Annotated in this window: 17 protein-coding genes and 1 other RNA gene; 5 read left to right on the top strand and 13 right to left on the bottom strand. The window is 61.6% G+C overall.

Annotation, left to right across the window (positions count from 1 at the left end; translation table 11 throughout):
* Positions 1 to 65: 65 nt before the first annotated feature.
* Complete coding sequence (rpmE, locus tag J5N58_RS05530) at positions 66 to 287, top strand: 50S ribosomal protein L31 (RefSeq protein ID WP_003497640.1); 222 nt, start codon at positions 66 to 68, stop codon at positions 285 to 287.
* A gap of 132 nt (positions 288 to 419) precedes the next feature.
* Here rpmE and rcdA read toward each other — a convergent pair whose 3' ends face one another.
* The 3 genes from rcdA to J5N58_RS05545 all read right to left on the bottom strand — a co-directional run bounded on the left by rcdA (position 420) and on the right by J5N58_RS05545 (position 2,786).
* On the bottom strand, positions 420 to 935 hold the full coding sequence (gene rcdA / locus J5N58_RS05535; protein ID WP_112828674.1) for a protease adaptor protein RcdA: 516 nt from the start codon (positions 933 to 935) through the stop codon (positions 420 to 422).
* A 364-nt stretch (positions 936 to 1,299) separates the two neighbouring features.
* A complete protein-coding gene (locus J5N58_RS05540) occupies positions 1,300 to 1,494 on the bottom strand; it encodes a DUF1192 domain-containing protein (protein ID WP_244709979.1) in 195 nt (64 codons plus the stop codon).
* Positions 1,491 to 2,786, bottom strand: a complete 1,296-nt coding sequence (locus J5N58_RS05545) for an MFS transporter (protein WP_112828672.1) — start codon at positions 2,784 to 2,786, stop codon at positions 1,491 to 1,493. The genes J5N58_RS05540 and J5N58_RS05545 overlap by 4 nt, the downstream gene beginning before the upstream one ends.
* Positions 2,787 to 2,966: 180 nt before the next feature.
* Here J5N58_RS05545 and J5N58_RS05550 point away from each other — a divergent pair, with 180 nt between their 5' ends.
* Entirely contained in the window at positions 2,967 to 3,125 is a 159-nt protein-coding gene (locus tag J5N58_RS05550) for a hypothetical protein (protein ID WP_244710124.1), read from the top strand.
* Positions 3,126 to 3,131: 6 nt separating this feature from the next.
* On the opposite strand, the gene J5N58_RS05555 is transcribed toward J5N58_RS05550, so the two are convergent.
* The 7 genes from J5N58_RS05555 to tkt form a co-directional block, all read right to left on the bottom strand.
* Complete coding sequence (locus J5N58_RS05555) at positions 3,132 to 4,040, bottom strand: PhzF family phenazine biosynthesis protein (protein ID WP_244709981.1); 909 nt, start codon at positions 4,038 to 4,040, stop codon at positions 3,132 to 3,134.
* 30 nt (positions 4,041 to 4,070) lie between these two features.
* Complete coding sequence (locus tag J5N58_RS05560) at positions 4,071 to 4,511, bottom strand: PACE efflux transporter (RefSeq protein ID WP_113442255.1); 441 nt, start codon at positions 4,509 to 4,511, stop codon at positions 4,071 to 4,073.
* A 178-nt stretch (positions 4,512 to 4,689) separates the two neighbouring features.
* A complete protein-coding gene (locus J5N58_RS05565; protein ID WP_112828669.1) occupies positions 4,690 to 5,586 on the bottom strand; it encodes a fructose bisphosphate aldolase in 897 nt (298 codons plus the stop codon).
* Between the two features lie 292 nt (positions 5,587 to 5,878).
* Positions 5,879 to 7,081: a phosphoglycerate kinase gene (locus tag J5N58_RS05570; protein ID WP_112828814.1), complete on the bottom strand. Its 1,203-nt coding sequence runs from the start codon at positions 7,079 to 7,081 to the stop codon at positions 5,879 to 5,881.
* A 77-nt stretch (positions 7,082 to 7,158) separates the two neighbouring features.
* Positions 7,159 to 8,994: a potassium/proton antiporter gene (locus tag J5N58_RS05575; RefSeq protein ID WP_112828668.1), complete on the bottom strand. Its 1,836-nt coding sequence runs from the start codon at positions 8,992 to 8,994 to the stop codon at positions 7,159 to 7,161.
* Positions 8,995 to 9,262: 268 nt separating this feature from the next.
* The gene (gene gap / locus J5N58_RS05580) at positions 9,263 to 10,273 is read right to left on the bottom strand and encodes a type I glyceraldehyde-3-phosphate dehydrogenase (RefSeq protein WP_112828667.1); all 1,011 of its coding nucleotides are present in this window, start codon (positions 10,271 to 10,273) and stop codon (positions 9,263 to 9,265) included.
* Between the two features lie 81 nt (positions 10,274 to 10,354).
* Positions 10,355 to 12,337 carry a transketolase gene (tkt, locus tag J5N58_RS05585; RefSeq protein ID WP_244709984.1) on the bottom strand — a complete coding sequence of 661 codons (1,983 nt, stop codon included), beginning with the start codon at positions 12,335 to 12,337 and terminating at the stop codon, positions 10,355 to 10,357.
* 338 nt (positions 12,338 to 12,675) lie between these two features.
* Here tkt and J5N58_RS05590 point away from each other — a divergent pair, with 338 nt between their 5' ends.
* The 3 genes from J5N58_RS05590 to ssrS all read left to right on the top strand — a co-directional run bounded on the left by J5N58_RS05590 (position 12,676) and on the right by ssrS (position 13,619).
* Positions 12,676 to 12,948, top strand: a complete 273-nt coding sequence (locus J5N58_RS05590) for a DUF4164 domain-containing protein (RefSeq protein ID WP_112828665.1) — start codon at positions 12,676 to 12,678, stop codon at positions 12,946 to 12,948.
* 61 nt (positions 12,949 to 13,009) lie between these two features.
* Complete coding sequence (locus tag J5N58_RS05595) at positions 13,010 to 13,384, top strand: cell division protein ZapA (RefSeq protein ID WP_113340661.1); 375 nt, start codon at positions 13,010 to 13,012, stop codon at positions 13,382 to 13,384.
* A gap of 76 nt (positions 13,385 to 13,460) precedes the next feature.
* A non-coding RNA gene (gene ssrS, locus J5N58_RS05600) (6S RNA) lies at positions 13,461 to 13,619 on the top strand.
* Between the two features lie 18 nt (positions 13,620 to 13,637).
* On the opposite strand, the gene J5N58_RS05605 is transcribed toward ssrS, so the two are convergent.
* The 3 genes from J5N58_RS05605 to J5N58_RS05615 all read right to left on the bottom strand — a co-directional run bounded on the left by J5N58_RS05605 (position 13,638) and on the right by J5N58_RS05615 (position 17,790).
* The gene (locus tag J5N58_RS05605) at positions 13,638 to 14,267 is read right to left on the bottom strand and encodes a LysE family translocator (RefSeq protein WP_244709986.1); all 630 of its coding nucleotides are present in this window, start codon (positions 14,265 to 14,267) and stop codon (positions 13,638 to 13,640) included.
* Positions 14,268 to 14,336: 69 nt separating this feature from the next.
* Positions 14,337 to 15,581, bottom strand: a complete 1,245-nt coding sequence (locus J5N58_RS05610; protein WP_244709988.1) for an SAM-dependent methyltransferase — start codon at positions 15,579 to 15,581, stop codon at positions 14,337 to 14,339.
* Between the two features lie 187 nt (positions 15,582 to 15,768).
* Entirely contained in the window at positions 15,769 to 17,790 is a 2,022-nt protein-coding gene (locus J5N58_RS05615; RefSeq protein WP_244709990.1) for a methyl-accepting chemotaxis protein, read from the bottom strand.
* Positions 17,791 to 17,944: the final 154 nt, after the last annotated feature.

Here is a 17,944-nt window from a genome sequence, read left to right on the forward strand (position 1 = left end):
TTATTGAATAGGACCGCAAGGCGCAATTGCGTCAAATGGACCTCCGGCACAGCAGGAAGAAAATTATGAAGGCTGACATCCATCCCGACTACCACACCATCAAAGTGGTCATGACCGATGGCACCGAATACGAAACCCGTTCGACCTGGGGTTCGGAAGGCGCTGTCATGAACCTCGAAATCGACCCGAAGTCGCATCCGGCATGGACGGGCGGCAACCAGCAGCTCATGGACCGTGGCGGTCGCGTTTCGAAGTTCAACAAGCGTTTCGGCGGCCTCGGTCTCTGATCGACGCTTCAAGATCGTTTCGAAAGGCCCGGTTCGTCCGGGCTTTTTTTATGTCCGCCAGGCGGCAAAATAAGAAAAACCCGGCGATGCGGTGAGCATGCCGGGCAAGTATTCGCTGCGGTGGATCGGTTGTCAGTTGGTGCTGAATGCCGTGCGCAGAAGATCAAGCTGGGCCTGGACGCTGTTTTCGTTGTCCGGCACGATCGTCGCATCCGACGGGCGATAGATTTCGCGGTCGAGCAGGGCGATGCGGTTTTGCAGGCGGAGCGAGCGTTCGACCAGGTCGCGGAAGGATTCCGGCAGGTCGTTCCAGCCCGGCGCATTGCGATCGACGTTGAAGCCGTCAAGACGCACCTTGCTCTTTTCCGACAAGACCTGTTCGCGGCTCATTTCGCCGTTGTTGACGGCGCGCTGCAGCAGCAGCCAGGAGGCCATCTGCATCAGGCGGGTGGTGAGGCGCATGGATTCGGCAGCGTAGAGGACGGACGCCATGCGCGGCAGAACCTTTGCGGCGGCGCGACCGGGGCCATCCAGATAGGCGGCGGTTTCTTCGACAAGTCCCATGCCTTCGGCATAGGTCGCCTTGAACTGAGACGATGCGGCAGCACGGCCCGCAAAGCTCACGGTATTCAATCCGAGTTCAGACATCGATTCACCCCTGTTTTACGCATCACTTTTTATCATGAACGGAGGTGTAACTTACTTGTTCCCGCCGTCTTTCATGACGCTACGATGCTACCAATACCGCAAACGCGCAAGCCGTTTCTTAAAGAAGGGTTAATTCCCACAATTTTGCGGAAACCGGGCGCAACGGAAAAGAAGAGCCGCAAAAGCGGCTCTCAAGGTAAAACAGGGAGAAAAATCAGACGAATTCGCCACGTGGAGAAATGGCCTGAATCCAGAAGAACTGGATGGAATTACATTCGCGCAAAAGGCTTAACAAAAGGTTAATTCCAAGTTGAAGCTCTGAAATTTCCCGGTTCGGTACAAAATAGAGGCAAAATACGCAGTATTATACTTTAGGTCGAAAGAAGCTGTCGGCTGCGCGCTTGCCGGCGTCCTTGCGAGCGATCTCCGCCTCGATCCGCGCGATCTCCTCCAGGAGCGCTGCGATTCGGGCGTGCAGTTCCTCTGCGGAAACGCTGGAAAGGTCGCTGCCGATCTCGTGGATCACGGGTTTCCTGGGGCGTTCCTCGTCGAATGTCATGGGTTTGCCTCCTTCGGCGGCGGATTGCCGCCGGTCTCATGCGGTTCCTGCAGCGGTGCGGCGCGGGGATCGAGCGTCAGGCTTTCCGGCGTGCTCATCGGCGAGGCGGTCACCGGAATGTTCGGGACGTTTTCGCGATCGGCAGCCGGAATCGCCGCGCGCAGGCGGCTGCGGTAGATAGCGTAGGCGGTGAGCAGGACATGGGCCGTGGCCGTAACCGCGAACAGCGCATAGGGGCCGAGCTGAGTCATGACCGGACCGCCGATGGTCGGGCCGATAATGGTGCCGATACCGTAGAGCAGCAGCAGGCCGCCGGACACTTTCACGAAATCGTCGGTCGTGGCGAAGTCGTTGGCATGAGCGACGGCGATGGGATAGAGCGCGTTTGCGGCTGCGCCATAAAAGGCGACGAAGACGATCATCATCACCGGATCTGCCGGGCGAAACACGACGAGCACCAGTGCCGCCAGCGCTGCCATGGCGGACAGGGCGGCGAGTACATAGCGGCGGTCCGTCCTATCCGACGCCTTGCCGGAGGGAAACTGCATGATCGCGCCGAGAAAGATGGTGATCGACAGCATGATCGCGATGACGCTCGGCGACAGGCCGGCGCGGGCGCCGAACACGGCTCCCAGCGTGCCATATGCACCGTTGGCGATGCCGATCAGCAGGATGCCGACAAAGGAGACCGGTGAGTTGCGGTAAAGCGTCGGCAGATCGAGGCTGACGGATTTGAGCGGCTGGGGGCTTGCGGCTGTCGACATGGTGGTCGGCAGCACGGCCACGCAATAGAGCATGCCGCAGATCATGAACAGGATGGTGGTCGACGGATCGAAGACGCCGACCAGCATCTGTCCGCCGACGACACCGATCAGCGTAATGGAGATGTAGAAGGAGAAGATCGTTCCGCGCGTCTCGTTGGTCGCGCGCTCGTTCAACCAGCTTTCGATAATCATCGAGGTGCCGGCCGTAGAGAAGCCGGTGATGGCGCGCAGGGCCACCCACCAATAGTCGTCGACGACGATGCCGGTCAGCAGCGCGATCAGCGAAATCAGAGAAACGAAAGCCGAGAAGGCCCTGACATGGCCGACCCGCATGACCAGCTTGGGTGCGATGAAGCAGCCGAGCACGAAGCCCGTCGCCCACGAGGTTCCGAGAAAGCCGAGGATCTCGTTGGAATAGCCTTCCTCCGCGCCGCGCACAGGCAGCAGCAGACCGTGCAGGCCATTGCCGAGAAAGAGGAAGAGGGTGCCCATGAGAAGGGCCATGACAGGCAGGAGATTTCGTCGCATGGCGTCTCTGTCGGTCGGTTATGCTTTATGGATTGAAGGAAGGATCTGTAACGTCGCAGTCTAGCGCAAGGTCCCTAGCGATATCTGAACGATATAGTGCTTGCGACAGAAATTTCTGGCGGGCAAAAGTGTCGCCGTTGTGACCGTGCCGGATTCGGCTGCACGAAAGGTTTCTCGACCGTGGTGAACAAGCTGATCGCCGTCCTGCTGATGCTCGCCATGGCGATCCAGGTCATCAAGCCGCTGGGCCTCCCCGGTCTGCGCTGCCGCGCGGATTTCTGGAAGATTGCGCTGATCGCCTTCGTGATCTGGTCGGTGACGTTGCTGATCCGGCCTTAAGGGCCATCAGAGGGAAATCGCGCCGCGCATGACCTCGACGCAGCCGCCGGTGACCCTAACGTTTTCCAGGACGCCTTCCCGGCTTTCGATATCGAGACGGATCAGGCTGCGGCGCCCCATTTCGACACCCTGTTCGATAAGCAGGTGCCGCCGGCCCGTTGCGTTGGACAGCATGGCCAGATAGGCGCCGAGGGCGGCGGAAGCGCTGCCGGTCGCCGGATCTTCCGGGACATTGTCCAGCGGCGCGAACATGCGGGCGCGGATGTGATCCTTGCCGGCGTGGGTGTAAAGGAAGGTGGAGCAATCGCTTTCCTCATGCGGAAAAGCCTGTTTCAGCGCCCTGACTGCGTCGATATTCGGTCCCGCCCGGCCCAAGGCGTCGAGGCTTGTGACTTCGGCGACGATGAACTTGAGGCCGACGGAAACGAAGCTCGGCAGATGGCTGGCAGTGGCGATGTCCGAGGGGTGCAGCGAGACGCATGGGGCAAGTGCTGCCGCCTCGACGCTGGAACCGACGACGAGGGGACCCGGCGCACGAATGGTTGCGCCGGTCACATCCGCCCCGGTCTTCACCAGCGCGACCTCGACCGGGCCGGCCTTCTCCTCGAAACGCATGACAGGGCCGGCGGGCCTGCCGAAGACGAGGCCCTGCCGGCCGAGCACGAAGGCGGTGCCGACATTCGGATGGCCGGCGAAGGGAATTTCCGTGGTGGGCGTGAAGATCCGGACCTCGGCGGTATCGGTCTCATCGCGGGGCGGCAGGACGAAGGTGCTTTCCGAATAGCCGAATTCGGTGGCGATCTGCTGCATCTCCCGGTCCGTCAGGTCGCGTGCATCGGGAATGACGGCCAGCGGATTGCCGGCGAAACGCGTGTCCGTGAACACATCGACGGTGACGAAGGGGATGGAACGCATGATTATCTCCCGAGGTTTCAGCACTTTGTTTCAGCCGGCCGCCTGGTCCCAGTACCGCCATTGCGGAATGGGGAAGATACGGTCGTAGGCCCAGTTAAAGACGAAGGCATAGACCATGTAGAAGAGCGAGAAGGAGACGTCCATCACCACGGCATGCCAGAGGCTCACAACCAGATACCAGGCGATCAAGGGGGCGAGTACGAGGAGCAAGCCCGCCTCGAACAGGGCCGCATGCAGAATGCGGATCGCGACAGTCTTGGCCGTGCCGCCGGCCAGGCGTTGCATGGCGTGGTCGAAGCCGAGATTGTAGACGTAGTTCCACAGCATCGCGATGGCCGCACTGCCGACGCTGATGACGCCGATATCGTGCAACGGAAGGGAATAGACCCAGGCGCCAAGCGGGGTAATGATGCCGAGGGCGATGACTTCGAAGCTGATGGCGTGACGGATTCGGTCGCTGGTCGAGCGCATTTTTGTCTCCCGTAGAGGGTATTTCGGGTCGTCCCGGTCAAATGCCCAATATAGGGAGAGGTCGTCCTCAGCGGTGTCGATTATAGTTTTCCCGTCCGGGGTGGCAAGCGTTACCATGCAAGAACGAAGAAGCCCCGCCTTGCGGCAGGGCTTCGAAGATCTTCGGTAAACGCGCCGATCAGGCCTTGTTCACGCTTGCTGCGTAGATCTCTTCGATCGTCTCGGCCAGGCTCGAATTGAACTCGGAGTCGGTCATGGTGACGCGCAGGTTCTCCGTCAGGGCGCGCGAGAAGCTCGCGATCATGCCGTGGTTCCGGCTCAGCTTTTCGCAGGCATCGGCGCGGCTGTAGCCGCCGGAAAGGGCGACGACCCGGACGACCGACTTGTGGGCGACCAAGGGAGCGTAGAAATCGTCAACCGTCGGGATCGTCACCTTCAGCATGACGCTTTCGCCTGCGGGAAGCTTGTCGAGCTGGCCGGCGATCTCGTCGCGCAGAATGGCTTCGGCCTCGCTCTTTGTCGGGCTCTTGATGGAAACTTCAGGCTCGACGATCGGGACGAGGCCCTGGCCGATTATCTGGCGGGCCACCTCGAACTGCTGCTTGACGACGGCGGCAATACCGGCCTTGTCGGCATGGGCGATGACCGAGCGCATCTTGGTGCCGAAAATTCCCTTTTCGCGGCCGCGGATCAGAAGCGCGTCCAGATCCGGCATCGGCTTCATCAGCTGAACGCCGTTTTCTTCGGCGCCAAGACCCTTGTCGACCTTGAGAAAGGGCACAACGCCGCGCTTTTCCCAGAGATAGGAGGGAACGGCCTGACCGTCGACGTCGCCGTCCATGGTCCGCTCGAACAGGATGGCGCCGATAACCTTGTCGCCCGAAAAGGCGGGCGCGCTCATGATGCGGACGCGCATGGCGTGCATCAGGCGGAACATTTCCTCGTCACCCTGGTATTCGGTTTCGGCAATGCCGTAGAGACGCAAAGCTCCGGGAGTTGAACCGCCGCTCTGATCCAGCGCCGCAATGAAACCAGGCGCCGAGCTGATCTTGTTCAACATCTTCGCGTCCACCATACTTCACTCCTATCCCTAAAAATGGCGCATCACGCGCGCGCGTAAGTTCTGTGATTTGACGACCGATCGGCAATGCCGAGGTCAATCACCGGATCGTTCTCTACGAGACGTTCGGTCTTCTCAGCCTCTCAAAACTAAGATGACATCGGCGATAACAGAACTTCTACGACAGGAAAATGGCAGCCTAACCTATTGAAACGATTGAAATCACTTCAATCGTTTTAAAATTCAATAAAAAATACTTAAAGTTAATGGCGGCAGATTCAAAAATCTGCCGCCTGCGACAATGCGCTTATTTGGAGGAGGAGAGAACCGCCACGCCGGGCAGTTCCTTGCCTTCCATCCATTCGAGGAAGGCGCCGCCTGCCGTCGAGACGTAGCTGAAATCGTCGGCCACGCCTGCGTGGTTGAGCGCCGAAACCGTATCTCCACCGCCTGCGACGGAGACGAGCCTGCCGGCGCGGGTCTCTTCGGCAGCGTGTTTTGCGGCCGAAACCGTGGCTGCATCGAAGGGGGCGATTTCGAAGGCGCCGAGCGGACCGTTCCAGACCAGGGTCGACGCCTTGGAGATCCAGTCATTGATCGCCGCGACAGACTTCGGGCCGACATCGAGCACCATGGCGTCGGCCGGGATGGCCTTGATGTCGACCGTTTCGTTGTCGGCGCCTGCCTTGAACTCGCGGGCGACGACACCGTCTTCCGGCAGCACGATGGCGCAGCCGGCATCCTTGGCGGTGGCGAGGATCTGTTTCGCGGTCTCGGCAAGGTCATGTTCGCAGAGCGACTTGCCGACATCGATGCCCTGGGCGGCGAGGAAGGTGTTGGCCATGCCGCCGCCGATCACCAGCGCGTCGACCTTCTTCACCAGGTTGGAGAGGAGGTCGATCTTGGTGGACACCTTGGCGCCGCCGACGATGGCGACGACCGGTCGCGCCGGATTGCCGAGGCCCTTTTCCAGCGCCTCGAGTTCGGCCTGCATGGTGCGGCCGGCATAGGCGGGCATGTGGTGGGCGAGGCCCTCAGTGGAGGCGTGGGCACGGTGGGCGGCCGAGAAGGCGTCGTTGACGAAGATATCGCCATTCTTTGCGAGTTCGGCGGTGAACTCCGGCGTGTTCTTTTCTTCGCCCTTGTGGAAGCGGGTGTTTTCCAGGAGCAGAATATCGCCGTTTTCCATCCTGGCGATGGCGTCTGCCGCGACCGGGCCGATGCAGTCGGCGGCGAAGGCGACCTTCTGGTCGAGCACTTCCTCGACGGCGGGAGCGATCAGCGAAAGGGACTGGTCGGCGACAGGCTCACCCTTCGGGCGGCCGAAATGGGCAAGCAGGATGACCTTGGCGCCCTTTTCCGACAGTTCCTTGATCGTCGGAGCAACGCGCTCGATGCGGGTCGTGTCACTGACCTTGCCGTCGGTGACAGGAACATTGAGGTCGACACGGACAAGAACGCGCTTGCCCGCGATATCGGTGAGATCGTCGAGAGTCTTGAAAGCCGGCATGATAATACCCGTCGTTTTGCTGTTAACTGGGCTGACGGGCCGGACCTTTACATCGCTTGTCTGGCGACGCAAGGCGATCACTTATTATTTTCTCCCTGGGCCGCCATGGCGCGTTCCGCACGTTTCTTGCGCAGATAGTCTCGCAGCGCATGGGCCAGTTCACGGATATTCAAGAAGATAGGAAGGTTGGTCGCCGGAGCCACGGGTTCGAGCGAAACGCCGACCGAGGCAATATGTCCCGATTCATCGATGTCGCGCACGATCAGCACGATAGTGCCGAGGCGGACGCGATCGGCATAATCGCCGCTGCCGCCCAGACGCTGCGCTATGAGTTCGGCGACGGTTTTCTGCCGCTCGGCCTCGGTTACCAGCAGCGGGCCATAGGCGCGGTCGAGATCCTCGACGCGGGTTGAAGGCGAAATCGCGAAGGTGCCGAAGAACTCGCTGTCGTCCTCGGCCACCGGGGCCTTGCTGGCAAACAGGCGGTCCAGCAGCCTGGAGTAGCCGGGGGCGATGAAGAGATAGACCTGATCGTTTTCGCGCAGGCGCCCGGCATACTGGTAGCGCATGGACTTGCCGTCGCGGATGACCAGCGAGGGCGCGGCCCAGCGCGGAATGCGCTCGCCGCGCAGAACCGGACTGTCCGCCACCACGCGGTAGGCCAGAAGTTCATGATGGGCGGCGCCCGGCAGGTCGAGTTCGAGTTTGTCGATGGCGCCGATGCGCGGCGGGATAATGAGGCCGAGCCGGCGGGCGACGGGTTTGATGGTCCAGCCCTGCATCACCAGAGAGATCATCACAACGATGAAGGCGGTGTTGAAATAGAGCTGCCCGTCCTCGAGATTGCCGAGAATAGGCAGGATGGCAAGGAGGATGGAGACCGCGCCGCGCAAGCCGACCCAGGCAATGAAGCCGGTCTCGCGCTGGGTGTAGTCATAGGGCAGCAGGCAGATCCAGACCGCGAGGGGACGGGCCACGAAAACCAGGAAGAGGCCGAGCAGGATGGCCGGCAGCAGGATCGCAGGAAACTGCGAGGGGGTGGCAAGCAGGCCGAGAACGAGGAACATGACGATCTGGGCAAGCCAGGTCAGGCCATCCTGGAAACGGGTGATCGAGGCGCGCGCCGGGATCTTCTGGCTGCCTGCATAGATGCCGGCGACATAGACGGCGAGAAAGCCGCTGCCGCCGACTGCGCCGGTGTAGGAAAAGACCAGCAGCGCCAGCGCCAGCATGAAGATCGGAGCAAGGCCGCGCTCGACCGACAGACGCTTGAGGACGAAGACGATGATGGCGCCGCCGATCAGGCCGAGCGCAAGGCCCAGCCCCATTTCCTCGATGAACAGCCGGACGAGCTCCATGTCGAAACCGGAATAGCCCTTGCCGGTGGACAGCAGTTGCACCAGCGCCATGGTGAGGAAGATTGCCATCGGGTCGTTGGTGCCGGACTCGACCTCGAGCGTCGAGCGAACCTTGTCGCGAATGCTGATACCGCCGATGCGCAGGAGGAAGAAGACGGCGGCCGCATCCGTCGATGCGACGATGGAACCGAGCAGCAGTCCCTCCATGAAGGAGAAGCCGAGCAGCAGATGGGCGGCGACGCCGAACAGCATTGCGGTCAGGAGGACGCCGACGGTCGCAAGCGTCAGCGACGGCACCGCAGACAGCTTGAAGGACTGCAGCGGTGTGCCGAACCCCGAATCGAAGAGGATGATCGCAAGGGCGATCGAGCCGAGCACGTAGGCGAGCCTGTTGTTGGAGAATTCGATGCCGAGCCCGTCCACGCCGGTCAGAAGGCCGATGACGAGGAAGAGCAGCAGCAGGGGTGCCCCGAAGCGGAATGCGATCAGGCTGGAGAAGGCGGCCAGCAGGACAAGGGCGGTTGCCACCAGCGTTATGGCGTAGAATTCGTCCAACCCCGCAATCCCCTCTCACATGCGATGCCAAGCCCGGGCAGCACGCACAACTATCCCATGCGCGCCGCCGGACGTAAGCCACAGCGGCGTTGCGTAGCCGCGACGGGCGCGGCGACGGATCAATGGAACGATCAGGCAGGACTGCCAAAAGACGAGAACAAACTTATCGTCGTCAATCGTGATGAGAGTAGGGCGAAATATGAAAAATATAAAGGCGGACCGGTGATCCGATCCGCCCTTTTCGTTATGCGATCCGAAATCGTCAGGCTCAGATGAGCTTGGCGAAGGCGGCTGCGGTATCCAGCATACGGTTGGAGAAGCCCCACTCGTTATCGTACCAGGTCAGGATGCGGACGAAATTGCCTTCCATGACCTTGGTCTGGTCGATCGCGAAGATCGAAGAATGCGAATCATGGTTGAAGTCGCGGGAGACGAGCGGCTCTTCAGTGTAGCCGAGGACGCCCTTGAGCGGGCCGTTGGCCGCGGCCTTGATCGCTTCGTTGACCTCTTCCTTGGTCGTGTTGCGCTTGGCAACGAACTTCAGGTCGACGACCGAAACGTTCGGGGTCGGAACGCGGATCGAGGAACCGTCGAGCTTGCCCTTCAGTTCCGGCAGCACGAGGCCGACGGCCTTGGCGGCACCCGTCGAGGTCGGGATCATGGAGAGAGCGGCAGCGCGGGCGCGGTAGAGATCCTTGTGCATCTGGTCGAGCGACGGCTGGTCGTTGGTGTAGGAGTGGATCGTGGTCATGAAGCCGTGATCGACGCCGATGAGGTCGTTCAGCACCTTGACCACCGGAACGAGGCAGTTGGTGGTGCACGAAGCGTTGGAGATGACCAGGTGGTCCTTGGTCAGCTTGTCGTGGTTGACGCCGTAAACGACGGTCAGGTCGGCTCCATCGGAGGGAGCGGAAACGATGACGCGCTTCGCGCCGGCGGTCAGGTGTGCCGCGGCCTTGTCGCGAGCGGTGAAGATGCCCGTGCATTCAAAGGCGATGTCGACGCCCATGTCCTTGTGGGGAAGGGTTGCCGGGTCCTTGATGGCGGTGACCTTGATCGGCTTGCCGCCGTTCACAACGATCGAGTCGCCTTCGACCTTCACCTCGGCCGGGAAGCGGCCATGGATCGAATCGTAACGCAGCAGGTGGGCGTTGGTTTCGACCGGACCCAGGTCGTTGATCGCCACGACCTCAATGTCGGTGCGACCCGACTCGACGACGGCGCGCAGTACGTTACGCCCGATACGGCCGAAACCGTTGATGGCAACTTTCACAGTCATTGCTTGCACTCCCGCTTTAAAACAGAGCTTCGGATTATGATGCGTAAGGGCGCCCGCAGACGCCCTTCGTCAATTGGGACTTTAGGCGAGCTTGGCCTCGGCTGCGGCAACGACCGCTTCCGGGGTGATGCCGAAATGCTTGTAGAGTTCCTTGTAAGGCCCGGATGCGCCGAAGGATTTCATGCCAATGAAGATGCCGTCGGAGCCGATGATGCTGTCCCAGCCCTGGCGCACGGCGGCTTCCACGCCGATCTTGACGGGCGCCTTGCCGATGATCGCATCCCGGTAGGCCTGCGGCTGTTCGAAGAACAGTTCGAAGCACGGAACCGACACGACGCGGGCGGCGATGCCCTTTCCGGCGAGCGTGGATTGCGCCTTCAGCGCGATCTCGACTTCCGAACCGGAGGCGAAGATCGAGACCTTGGCGTCGCTGGCGGAAACCAGCTCGTAGGCGCCATAGGCGCTGAGGTTCTTCTCGTCGTATTCGGTGCGGGCGGCGACGAGGTTCTGACGGGTCAGGGCCAGGCCGGACGGACGGTGCTTGTTCTCGAGCGCAACCTGCCAGCATTCCGCCGTTTCCGTGGCGTCGGCCGGACGGAACATCAGGAGGTTCGGGATCGCCCGCAGCGCCGCCATCTGTTCGACGGGCTGATGGGTCGGGCCGTCTTCGCCGAGACCGATGGAATCATGCGTCAGCACGTGGATGACGCGGATGCCCATCAGCGCAGCAAGGCGGATCGAGGGACGGCAATAGTCCGAGAAGATCAGGAAGCCGCCGGAGTAGGGGATCAGGCCGCCGTGCAGCGCGATACCGTTCATGGCGGCAGCCATGCCGTGTTCGCGGATGCCGTAGTGGATGTAGCGGCCGGAGAAGTCGTCGGGCGTGATCGACTTGGTCTGGCTGGTCTTGGTGTTGTTCGAGCCGGTCAGGTCCGCCGAACCGCCGAGGGTTTCGGCCAGGACGCCGTTGATGACTTCGAGCGCATCCTCGGATGCCTTGCGGGTCGCGACGGTCGGCTTCGATTCAGCAAGCTTCCTCTTGTAGGCGTCGATGGCGCCGTCGAAGCTGCCCGGAAGATCGCCGGCAAAGCGGCGGGTGAATTCGGCCCGCTTCTCCGGGTCCGCATGCGCCAGGCGCTCCTCCCAATCCTTGCGGGTCTTGGTGGAGCGCAGGCCGGCGAGACGCCATGCATCGAGCACGTCGGCCGGCACGACAAAGGCCTCTTCCTCCCAGCCGAGCGCCTTGCGGGCCGCGGCGATTTCGTCGGCACCGAGCGGCGAACCGTGAACCTTGTGGGTGCCGGCCTTGTTCGGGGCGCCGAAGCCGATCACCGTCTTGCAGGCGATCATCGTCGGCTTGTCGGACTTGCGGGCGGTTTCCAGAGCCGCTGCGATCTCTTCCGGATTGTGGCCGTCGACGGCGAGCGTGTTCCAGCCTGACGCGCGGAAGCGGGCATGCTGGTCGGTCGAATCGGCGAGCGAAATCGCGCCATCGATCGAAATGCCGTTATTGTCCCACAGCACGATCAGCTTGTTGAGCTTCAGGTGGCCGGCGAGCGAAATCGCTTCCTGGCTGATGCCTTCCATCAGGCAACCGTCGCCAACCAGCGCGTAGGTATAGTGGTTCTGCAGGTCGGAGCCGAATTCGACGGACAGCTTCTTTTCAGCGATCGCCATGCCGACGGCGTTGGCGATACCCTGGCCGAGCGGACCGGTGGTGGTTTCGATGCCGGAAGCATGGCCGTATTCCGGATGGCCGGCGGTCTTTGCCCCCATCTGCCGGAACTGCTTGATGTCCTCGATGGTCATGTCCTCATAGCCCGTGAGATAGAGCAGCGAATAGAGGAGCATGGAGCCGTGGCCTGCCGACAGAACGAAACGGTCGCGGTCGGGCCAGAGCGGGTTCTTGGGGTCGAAGCTCAGGAAGCGGGTGAAGAGCACAGTCGCGACATCGGCGCATCCCATGGGCATGCCGGGATGTCCCGAATTGGCCTTTTCCACTGCGTCCATGGCAAGGAATCGGATCGCATTCGCCATCCGGTTATGTTTATCGGGAGAAATCATGGCTATTCCGCTTGTTCCGGGTCGTGGGAGACGGCGCGCGTGTCCACGCGGTCGTTTGAAAGCGGCTGATCCTTAGCAGGTGAATCGCGCAAGTCAACAAATGCCCTGTATTCTGGCGTTTATGGTGTCAAAAATCACGTTTCTGCCTCTTTTCTATGCGCTGCACAGTGTCGTTCCATTCCCGGAAAGGATGGAGGCTTCGTCCACAAGATAGGCCGTCCGGGGACGGGGGCTGTTTATTGACGGGCGACAATACCGCCGCATACTGTCCGCCTTCAATTCATCATGTCTTCGAGGGCGATTCGAGTCACTTTTTCTGGAAAGCAGGGGCCTAGGAAATGCCGACGGAAAGTTCGTTCGACACAGCGCTGATCGCCCTTCGCCAGGCGATAACCGGCCTCGAGAACGCCATAGACATGCGGATCGAGGCACAGCGGGAGCACAGCGAGGTCGAGAACGAGGTCAAGCGCGTGCATGCCGATCGTGCGCGGCTCGCCCAGGAGCTGGACCAGTCCGAATTCCGGGCCAACCGGCTGGAAGAGGTGAACCGTGAGGTTTCGCGCCGGCTGGTGACGGCGATGGAAACGATCAGGGCGGTTCTGGATCGCTGAGACCGGCTCGGGCGTTGATGGAAATGCAAACCCGGCGCCGTGGCGCCAGTTGGGAAGTTCGATGGCACAGGTGACGGTAACGATCGACGGCAAAGCCTATCGCATGGCCTGCGACGAGGGGCAGGAGGGGCATCTGACCGATCTTGCCAACCAGTTCGACCGTTATGTCGGCCATCTGAAGTCCCAGTTCGGCGAGATCGGCGATCTGCGCCTGACCGTCATGGCGGGCATCATGGTGATGGACGAACTGTCGGAGCTCAATCGCCGTCTGGCGGCGCTGGAGGGCGAAGTCGCTTCCTTCCGCGCGGGCCAGGATTCGGCCGTCAATGGCGCGCGAGAGCGCGAGGAAATGCTCACCCAGGCGATCGGCGAGCTCACCGAGCGGCTGAACGGGATTACCCGGAAGCTAACTGCGCGGCCCTCGGCGGAAGCCTGACCCGCGATCTTCAAAATTTCCGCGGAACGGTTCCGCCGCCTCTGGCGGAGGCCGGGGTTTCATCCTATATTGCGATTGCGGTCTGCGCCTCTCGACAGGAACACACAATCCCTGGGGCCATACCCGATCCTAAGGGAGCTGTCCCTGACCAGGTCCGTGGGCTTGGTCATACGGCACCCACCTACTTTGTAGGCTCCCAGGATCGTAATCATCCATCGGTTGCCGTGGATCGCACTTTCCCTTTTTCTTCAGATCATGCCGCGGGCCGGCGGGCGAGAGCCAGCATGGCGCCGAAGGCGATCATCAGGCCGCCGCTGGCCTTGTTCATCCAGGCAAAGACGCTGGAATTGCCGGCGAAGCGGCCGAGATGGCTGCCGATAAAGGCGTAGACGGCGATTGCCGCCATTTCCAGCAGAAGGAAGATCGCGCCAAGTAGGGCGAAGCTCGTTGCATAGTCGCCGCGGTCGAGGAACTGCGGAAAGAAGGCGGTGAAGATCAGGATCGCCTTGGGATTGCCGATCGCCACCCAGAACTCCTGCTTGGCAAGGCTTGCGGTCGTTCGAACGGGCCGTGCAGCGTCGAGGCCGCCGATTTTCGGCGCACCGGCGCGCAGAAGCTTGATGCCGAGCCAGACCAGATAGGCAGCCCCCGCCCACTTGACCGCCGAGAAGGCGATTTCGGACGCGATGAGCAATGCGCCGAGGCCGAGCGCGGTGATGACGATCATGATGGCGAAGGCGAGGATGCGACCGAGCGAGGCGAGAAGCGCTGCAGGAATGCCGACGCGCATGGCGTTGGTCAGCGCCAGAATGTTGTTGGGGCCGAACGCCATGTTGAGCGCGAAGCAGGCGGGGATGAACCATAGTATGGTGTCGGTGGTCATTTTGTCGTCCCGGAAAGGCTCTTTGAGGCGGGACGTTAATATGTCGCCGCAGTTCAGGCAACGGCCCGTTCAGATGCTCAGGCCGAGTTCCTTTTCCTTTTCGATATAGGCGCGCTGACGGTCGGTGACGTAATCGCGCACGATCGGGGCTCCGTCACGCTTGCGGGAAAGCTGGAGATGGAAGACCATCTGGCTTCCGGCGCGGAAGGTCATCTCCGCACTGACGAGGTAGAATTCCCACATGCGGGCGAAGCGTTCGTCATACATGGCGACGACCTTGTCGCGGTTGGCCTCGAAACGCTGGCCCCAATGGGCGAGCGTCATGGCATAGTGCAGGCGCAAGACCTCGATGTCGGTGACCCAGAGGCTGTTCTGCTCGGTAACGGCGAGCACTTCGGAAAGGGCGGGCGAGTAACCGCCGGGAAAGATGTACTTGCGTATCCACGGACTGGTCATGCCGGGCGGGCTCATATGGCCGATGGAGTGGATGACCGCCAGCCCGTCATCGGGCATCAGCGCGTTCAACTGCTTGAAGAATTCGTCGTAGTGCTGGACGCCGACATGTTCGAACATGCCAACCGAAACCACGCGGTCGAAGGTTTCGGTGACGTCGCGGTAATCCTTCAGTTCGAAGCGGACGCGATCCGAAAGCCCGGCTTCGGCCGCTCTTTGCGTTGCCAGCGCATGCTGTTCCTTCGAAAGCGTGACGCCGACGACCTCCACGTTTTCGAGCCGTGCCATGTAAAGGGCGAGGTCGCCCCAGCCGCATCCGATATCGAGCACCTTCAGTCCCGGCTTCAGGTCCAGCTTGGCGGCAAGCAGTCTCAGCTTGTTGCGCTGTGCCTGTTCCAGCGTCTCGCTTTCCTCGCGGAAATAGGCGCAGGAATAGAGCATGTTTTCATCGAGGAAGAGTTTGTAGAAATCGTTGCCGAGATCGTAGTGGTGGGCGACGTTGCGCTGGGCCTCGCCCTTCTTGTTGGATTGCAGATGCTTGCGGAAGCGCATCTTGAGCGCCCGCAGCACCTTCTGGATCGGGTACTTGCCGAGCGACAGCCGGTTTATCGAAAACAGCATGAGGAAATCACGCAGCGTCGAGCCTTCCTCGAAGCGCATGGTGCCGTCCATATAGGCTTCGCCGGCCACCAGCTCGGCCTTGAAGACCAGACTGCGATAGAGTTTGGGATCGGTCAGCCGCATGGTGACCTGCGGGCCGGGTTCCATTCCGCCGAATACGTGGCGTTTGCCCTCGGCGTCGATCACGGTGAGCTGGCCCTTGCGGATGAATGACGTCAACATGTGCGACAGCAGGAACATGTACACCTCATAGCGAGTCGAGCGTTCAGTTCCGCATGTTAGCGGAAATGGCGGCGCGCGCATCCCGAAATGGAAGAGGTGTGCAGATGATCGCAAAACGGCGCCGGCGCAGCTTTTGGCTGCGCCGGCGCCGGTTTTCGCAATCTAAACCGCCTCGCCTCATGGGCCGGCGGGGTCGGAGGTCAGGTCAGAACTCTTCCCAATCGGCAGCCGCCGCCGCCGTCGTCCCGGTTGCGGGAAATGCCCTGGCGAGCTGGCCGGCCATGGCCCGGGCCGGGGAGGAGACCGTCCGTGAGGCCGGGGCGGCGGCGCGCGGAGCGACGCGTGCGGTTGCGGCGGCCGGAGCCGATGCCGGTTCGGCGCGACGGACGGGTGCTGCGACCGGGTCGGTTTCCGATGTGCGGAACTGGGCGACAAGGCCCGAAAGCGTCGACGTGCTGTCGGCGAGACGGTGCGTTACCGCCGTCGTTTCCTCGACCATCGCGGCATTCTTCTGGGTGAACTGGTCCATATGGTTCACCGAGGCGCTGATCTCGTGCAGGGCGGTCGCCTGTTCGCGCGCGGCGGTGGCGATCGAATGGATGTGATCGTTGATGGCGGCGACCTGACCGGCGATCTCCCGCAGCGCCTTGCCTGTTTCACGTACCAGTGAGACACCGCCGCCGACTTCCTCGCCCGACTTGGTGATGAGCGCCTTGATGTCCTTGGCAGCGTTGGCGGAGCGTTGGGCGAGTTCGCGCACTTCCTGGGCGACGACGGCAAAGCCCTTGCCGGCCTCGCCTGCGCGGGCGGCCTCGACACCGGCGTTAAGCGCCAGAAGGTTGGTCTGGAAGGCGATCTCGTCGATCACGTTGATAATCTTGGAAATCTCGCTCGATGCGTTCTCGATCCGGTTCATCGCTTCCACGGCGTCCGAGACGACCTTGCTCGAACCCTCAGTGCTTTTGCGGGCGGCCATGGCAAGGGTGGAGGCCTCGTCGGCCTTGGCGGAGGAGCCGCGAACGGTGGAGGTGATCTCCTCGAGTGCGGCGGAGGCCTCTTCCAGCGACGCAGCCTGCTGTTCCGTGCGCTTCGAAAGATCGAGGCTCGCCGCGCGCATTTCCGACGAACTTGCCTCGATGCCGAGCGTCTCGTTGCGAAGCTGCGAAAGCGTGCCGTTCAGCTTGTCGACGGAATGGTTGAAGTCCGTGCGCAGCCGGTCGAGTTCGCCTTCGAAGCTCTGTTCGAGGCGAATGGTAAGGTCTCCTTCGCTGAGGCGGCGCAGACCGGTCGCCAATGCATCGACCGCGATTTGCGTGTTTCGCGCTTTTTCGGCTTCGAGGGCTTCGCGTTCGAGGCGCTCCTGTTCACCGAGGGCGATGTTCTCCGCGGCCTGCCGCTCCAGTTCGATCTTCTGCTGCGCGCTTTCGCGGAAGACGTCGAGGGCTTGCGCCAAGGCACCGATCTCGTTGCCGAGATCGCGATGGGGTACGACGACATCCAGATGGCCGGCGGCCATTTCGCCGGCGACCGCTGTCAGCCGGGGCAGCGGGCCGATGATCCGGCGGGCGATGAAGGCGGTGACAAGGGTTCCGAGCAACAGGGTCACGAGAGCGGTCGCGCCGATTGCCCATGCCATCTGCTGCGCCATGCTGTCGATTTCGGCGGCGCGGACACCGGCATAGAGGATGCCGGTGACCTCACCGGTGGGGGTGAAGATCGGCTGATAGATGGTGTAATAAGGCACATCCAGGATGACGGCCTCGCCGCGATAGGTTTCGCCCTTCGTGACGACGGGATAGACGGCGCCCGTCTGTCCGAGCGCGGTGCCCACGGCGCGCTTGCCATCGGGTTTGATGATGTTCGTCGTCCTACGCCAGAAATCCTTGCTGGCCGGGTCCCAGGCGAAAATCGTGGCCGTCTGGCCGGTCATGCGGCCAATGGTGTCGATCATATCGTGAGACGAGAATTCCGCAGGGATCGCAGTGGTTACGATGCGCTGGACGTTGCCGTCCTTGCTCCATGTAACCGTGGTGCCCGGAAGGTCGCGTTCGACGATGGTTGCCGCCGTCCTCAGACTGGCATTCTGGCTCGCCACCGCCTGTTCGGCGATGCGGGCGGCAATGCTTTCCGAGATGACCCAAGACACTGCCGCGAGCGAAGCCATCAGAACGAGAACGGTCGCCGCGGTGACGGTCTTGACGATGCCGTAACGTGAGAAAATCTTCATGAAAGATCCCTTGTTGAATTGCCGCCATCATAATTGACGAGTGTTAATTCATTCTTTGAAAAACCCGAGAAATCCGGATCAAAAGCGCTTTGGGGGTGCCGATGGACGCCGAGGCCGTCCGGCGATTGCAAAAAAAACGATCTCGGATATGGTC

Source organism: Paenirhizobium cremeum (assembly GCF_022884085.1).
Taxonomy (GTDB): domain Bacteria; phylum Pseudomonadota; class Alphaproteobacteria; order Rhizobiales; family Rhizobiaceae; genus Allorhizobium; species Allorhizobium cremeum.